General features: G+C 45.7%; 8 protein-coding genes. All 8 read left to right on the top strand.

What is annotated here, in order from left to right:
* Positions 1-831 (top strand): hypothetical protein (locus tag CLOSYM_RS23055; RefSeq protein ID WP_021642728.1); only part of this gene is annotated, 831 nt, incomplete at its 5' end.
* A gap of 26 nt (positions 832-857) precedes the next feature.
* Positions 858-2252 (top strand): terminase large subunit, encoded by a 1395-nt coding sequence (locus tag CLOSYM_RS14810; RefSeq protein ID WP_021642727.1) that lies wholly within the window; start codon positions 858-860, stop codon positions 2250-2252.
* A 76-nt stretch (positions 2253-2328) separates the two neighbouring features.
* Positions 2329-2793 carry a capsid assembly scaffolding protein Gp46 family protein gene (locus CLOSYM_RS14805; RefSeq protein ID WP_021642726.1) on the top strand — a complete coding sequence of 155 codons (465 nt, stop codon included), beginning with the start codon at positions 2329-2331 and terminating at the stop codon, positions 2791-2793.
* A gap of 3 nt (positions 2794-2796) precedes the next feature.
* Positions 2797-3690, top strand: a complete 894-nt coding sequence (locus CLOSYM_RS14800; RefSeq protein ID WP_021642725.1) for a phage major capsid protein — start codon at positions 2797-2799, stop codon at positions 3688-3690.
* Between the two features lie 129 nt (positions 3691-3819).
* A complete protein-coding gene (locus CLOSYM_RS14795; RefSeq protein ID WP_021642724.1) occupies positions 3820-4236 on the top strand; it encodes a phage Gp19/Gp15/Gp42 family protein in 417 nt (138 codons plus the stop codon).
* Positions 4202-4534, top strand: a complete 333-nt coding sequence (locus CLOSYM_RS14790; RefSeq protein ID WP_021642723.1) for a hypothetical protein — start codon at positions 4202-4204, stop codon at positions 4532-4534. Before CLOSYM_RS14795 ends, CLOSYM_RS14790 begins: the two co-directional genes overlap by 35 nt.
* Entirely contained in the window at positions 4527-4766 is a 240-nt protein-coding gene (locus tag CLOSYM_RS14785; protein ID WP_021642722.1) for a hypothetical protein, read from the top strand. The genes CLOSYM_RS14790 and CLOSYM_RS14785 overlap by 8 nt, the downstream gene beginning before the upstream one ends.
* Positions 4766-5101: a hypothetical protein gene (locus CLOSYM_RS14780; RefSeq protein WP_021642721.1), complete on the top strand. Its 336-nt coding sequence runs from the start codon at positions 4766-4768 to the stop codon at positions 5099-5101. The genes CLOSYM_RS14785 and CLOSYM_RS14780 overlap by 1 nt, the downstream gene beginning before the upstream one ends.
* Positions 5102-5107 lie beyond the last annotated feature (6 nt).

The raw sequence follows: 5107 nt of genomic DNA, 5'->3' as shown, positions 1-5107 counted from the left end.
CCGGAGCTGCTTTCAAAAATCGAAAAAGCTTTTAAGGCAGCCATCGAGAAAAATAAAAAGATAGCGGTTTTGTACGAAAGGATCCGAGACGGAACTGCTACATACCAGGAAGCAAATGAATTTGCAATAGAAATTGGTGAAAGCCTGGCGGAAGCATTTAAAAATCATTTAAGTGCCGACATCCTTCCCGATGGGCGCATGTATTACAATATTGCAAGCCGGATTATTCCGGAGACATTGCAGCACAATCATGAATTAATCACCGAAGTTACTGCAAAAATCCAGGAAGATTTGAACAAGCGCGCTGGAATAGGGATAAAAGCAATCAAGCCGGAATTGAACGAGGACCGAATAAAAGGGCTTATTGAGAAGGTATCAAATGCAGAAGACTATAATGATGTGGCATGGGTTCTGGATGAGCCAATCGTAAATTTTTCCCAAAGCATTGTGGACGATTTCATCCGAGAGAACGTGGAGTTTCAGGGGGCAGCAGGAATGCGACCAAAGATTATTAGAACGACAGTAGGAAAGTGCTGTGAGTGGTGCGAAAAGCTCTCGGGAACCTATTCATATCCAAACATACGGAAGGATATTTACAGGCGTCATGAGCGATGCAGATGCATCGTTACTTATGATCCGGATAAAGGGAAGGACATACAGAATGTTCACACAAAAAGATGGCAGGAACGTGAAAAAATAGAGGCAAGAAAGAAAATTGGTATTAGCCAGGAGAAAAAAGAATCACCGGAAGCCAGGCAGCAGCGGGTAATGCGGGAGAATGGATTAAGCCGTGAGGCTCAGAGATTGGCCCATCCCAAAATACACCGATGAATAATTATGATTAAGGAGGGGATGTCATGGCAGATGTCAGAATGGGCCGCCAGACACCCACTCAATCCGTAATTCTTCCTTACATCCAGACAAAAGGGCCGGAAGCGATTGAATTATATCATGCAACAGGGAATGACCTGCTGGAATGGCAGCAGCTTTTAGCATGCGACATCATGGCGACAAACGAAGACGGCCTGTGGGTACATCAAAAATATGGCTACTCCGTGCCACGAAGAAATGGTAAAAGTGAAAACGTTCTGGGCCGCTGCCTGTGGGGGTTGAAAAACGGAGAACGCATTCTTTATACGGCCCATCGGGCGACAACCTCGCATTCGGTATGGGAACGTCTGGATCGAATGTGTTCTAAAGCTGGAATTGAAATCGAGTCATCGTTTAAAGCATTCGGAAAAGAGCATTTATATGCATCAGACGGAGGTGTAATTGAGTTTCGAACCAGGACGTCAAGCGGGGGCCTGGGGGAAGGCTATGACCTTCTTATAATCGATGAAGCGCAGGAGTACACGGAAGCGCAGGAAACGACACTGAAATACGTTGTATCAGACAGCCTCAATCCGCAGACGATTATGCTTGGAACGCCTCCAACCGTGGTGTCGGCCGGAACTGTGTTTGTAAAATACCGGGATACGGTGCTTTCTGGAAATGGTTTTGATTCCGGGTGGGCTGAATGGTCTGTCGAGGAACAGCATGAACCGGGAGACGTGGAATCATGGTACGAAACCAATCCTTCCCTGGGGACGATTTTAACAGAAAGAAAGATTCGGGCAGAGATTACAACCGATGATATCGATTTTAATATCCAAAGATTGGGGCTGTGGCTTAAATATAATCAAAAATCAGCCATCAGCAGGAATGAATGGGATGCACTCCGGCTTTCAAAGCTGCCAGTCTTTAAAGGACAATTATTTGTTGGAATTAAATACGGCGTGAATGGAACAAATGCGGCTATGTCTATTGCCGTAAAGACTGAAGACGGAAGAATTTTTGTTGAATCAATTGACTGCCGGCCGATTCGGGCAGGGAATGCCTGGATTATTGAATTTCTAAAGGCTTCACCCGCTATCGGAGGAGTTGCGATTGACGGCGCAAATGGTCAGAAAATCTTAGAAGAGGATATGAAGGAAGCGAGACTGAAAGTACCTGTGCTGCCAACAGTAAAACAGATCATAGTCGCAAATGCGGCGTTTGAACTGGGGCTTGAAAAGACCATCTGTCATATGGGTCAGCCATCGTTGGCCCAGGCAGCAACTAATTGCGAAAAACGGGCAATTGGGACCAATGGAGGATTCGGCTATCGCGCCCAAAAAGAAGGGGTTGAAATTGCCTTGTTGGATAGTGTTATCCTGGCGTACTGGATGTGCCGGGAAAGTAAAGAAAAAAAGAAACAGAGAATTAGTTACTGATATAGCAGCTCTTTACAGGCTGCTTTTTTAGTATAAGATTACCGATACCACCGGGAAGTGGGGAAAGGAGAAAAAAATGGCAGAATTTACACCAATTACAACGCAGGAGGATTTCGACAAAGCAATCGGAGAGAGATTGAAACGCGAAAGAGAGACGGTGAAAAAAGAATATGCCGGATATCTGTCGCCAGAGGATGAGAAAAAGAAATATGAAGGCTATCTCTCACCGGCAGCAGAAAAAGAAAAGTATAAAGGCTACTTAACTCCGGAAGAGGCAGCAGAGAAAGAAAAAGCAATTAAGGGCTACGAGGCCAACTCGGTAAAAATGAGAATCGCCCATGAGGTAGGGATTCCCTACGAGCTTGCAGACCGATTAACGGGGGAGAATGAAGAGGCACTCAGGAAAGATGCGGAGGGACTGATTAAAATTATGGGAAGCCAGGCACATAAAGTGCCACCGCTTAAAAGCACTGAGCCGCCGGCGGCAGACACAAAGACAGCAGCTTTTAAATCAATGCTGGATAACATGAAAGGAGAATAGAAGATGGCAAGTATTTTAACAAAGGGAAGCTTATTCCCGGCAGAACTGGTTTCTGAAATGTTCAACAAGGTAAAGGGGAAATCTTCCTTGGCAGCTCTTTCCAATCAGGAACCAATACCGTTTAATGGTAAAACAGAATTTACATTTACGTTAGACAAAGAGGTCGATATCGTGGCAGAGAACGGTAAAAAAACCAATGGTGGAGCCACAGTGGAACCTGTAACCATTATCCCGATTAAATTTGAATATGGTACGAGGGTTTCGGACGAGTTCATGTATGCGGCAGAAGAAATACAGCTTGGGTATCTTCAGGCGTTTTCGGATGGGTTTTCAAAGAAAGTTGCACGAGGACTCGACATTGCGGCCATGCATGGATTTAATCCACGAACTGGAACTGCATCTTCCGTGGTCGGAAACAATCACTTCGATGCAGCCGTAACACAGACAATTGATTATGTAGCAGCTTCGGCAGACGATAATGTTGACGCAGCCGTAACAGCCATTCAGGCCGCAGACGGTTCCGTAACTGGGATGGCTATGTCACCGGCATTCAGTTCCGCGCTGGCCAGGCTGAAGGCAAACGGAGTTCGTCTGTATCCAGAACTGGCCTGGGGAGGCAATCCGAGTTCCCTGAATGGACTGGCAATTGATGTAAACAATACGGTATCATTCGGAACTTCTAAGGATCAGGCCATTCTCGGAGATTTTCAGAATGCATTTAAGTGGGGTTATGCTAAAGAGGTTCCGATTGAAGTGATTCCTTATGGAGATCCGGATAACTCGGGCGTGGACTTAAAGGGTTCTAACCAGGTTTATATCCGCGGCGAAGTGTATGTTGGATGGGGAATCCTGATTCCGGCCTCTTTCGGCCGCATTGTAACCCCTGAGGGCGCATAATGAAGTACCGAAATAGAAAAACAGGATGTGTAATTGATATCAAAAGCCGTTTGAGTGGTGGTGACTGGGAGCCAGTAGAGTCGGCCCCTACACCGCCGCCCCAGAAAAAGCAGGTGGTGAGAAAAAAGAATGTCCAACTTTGCGACGATTGAAGATATTGAAAAGTTATGGCGCACGTTAAAACCAGATGAAAAAACCAGGGCGGAAGAGCTTTTAAAAGTGGTTTCAGATAGTCTCCGGGTTGAAGCTGCTAATGTGCAGAAGAACCTGGACGAAATGATATTGAAACAGCCTTATCTTGGGACTGTGGCGAAATCAGTAACCGTGGATGTTGTTGCAAGGACATTAATGACATCCACCGACCAAGAGCCAATGTCTCAAATGTCCGAGTCTGCCCTCGGATATTCGGTGTCAGGCACATATCTAATACCGGGAGGCGGCCTTTTTATTAAAAAATCCGAGCTGTCGCGCCTGGGCTTACGAAGACAAAGGTATGGGGTGATTGATTTTTATGCTGAAGGGAATAACGATAACACTACACAATAAGAAAATAGCGTCGGCCGATGAATTTAACCGCCCAATTTATCAGGAAACCCCGATACTGGTTGAAAATGTACTTGTCGCCCCGGAATCAAATCCAGAAATATTGAGTCAGCTAAATTTATCCGGAAAGAAGGAAGTCTATGTTCTGGCTATTCCAAAAGGGGATACAAATAATTGGACGGATACTAAGGTCGAGTTTTTTGGAAAAGTATGGCGTACAGTAGGAGAACCGCTGGAAGGAATTGAGGGACTTATCCCGCTTGACTGGAATAAGAAAGTGAGAGTGGAGCGATATGGCTAACATGAAAGTAGTATTGAATAGCGAGGGGGTACGCTCCCTGCTCCGGTCAAAGGAAATGATGGATTACTGCACGGAGCTTGCGCAGGGAATCCAGGGCAGGGCTGGGAACGGATATGATATAAGCAAGCATACAGGACCAAACCGAGTCAATGTTTCGGTAAGAACGGCCTCCGGTGCTGCGGAGGCAGAAAACAGGGGTGGAAGCAACAAACTGTTAAAGGCGGTGAAGTGATGATAGAAAAGACTGTACTTGACTATCTGAATAGAAAGCTGGACGTGCCGGTATACATGGAGGTCCCGGAAAAACCAGAGAAGGAATACGTTGTGATTGAAAAAACGGGAAGCGGAGCAGAGAACCATATCTGTTCCGCTGTTTTTGCAATACAGTCAATTTCGGACTCCCTGCTGCACGCTGCACAGTTAAACGAAAAGGTTAAAGCGGCAATGAATACCATCATGGAACAAGATGAAATCTGCCGTGCCGACCTGAACAGCGACTATAACTACACGGATACGGCAAGCAAAGAATATCGTTATCAGGCCGTATTTGATGTAATCCATTATTAAAAAAAG

Source organism: [Clostridium] symbiosum ATCC 14940 (assembly GCF_000466485.1).
In the GTDB taxonomy this organism is placed as follows: Bacteria; Bacillota; Clostridia; order Lachnospirales; family Lachnospiraceae; genus Otoolea; species Otoolea symbiosa.
Note: the sequence above shows the minus strand (reverse complement) of the source record. Positions and strands in the feature narration are given on the sequence as shown.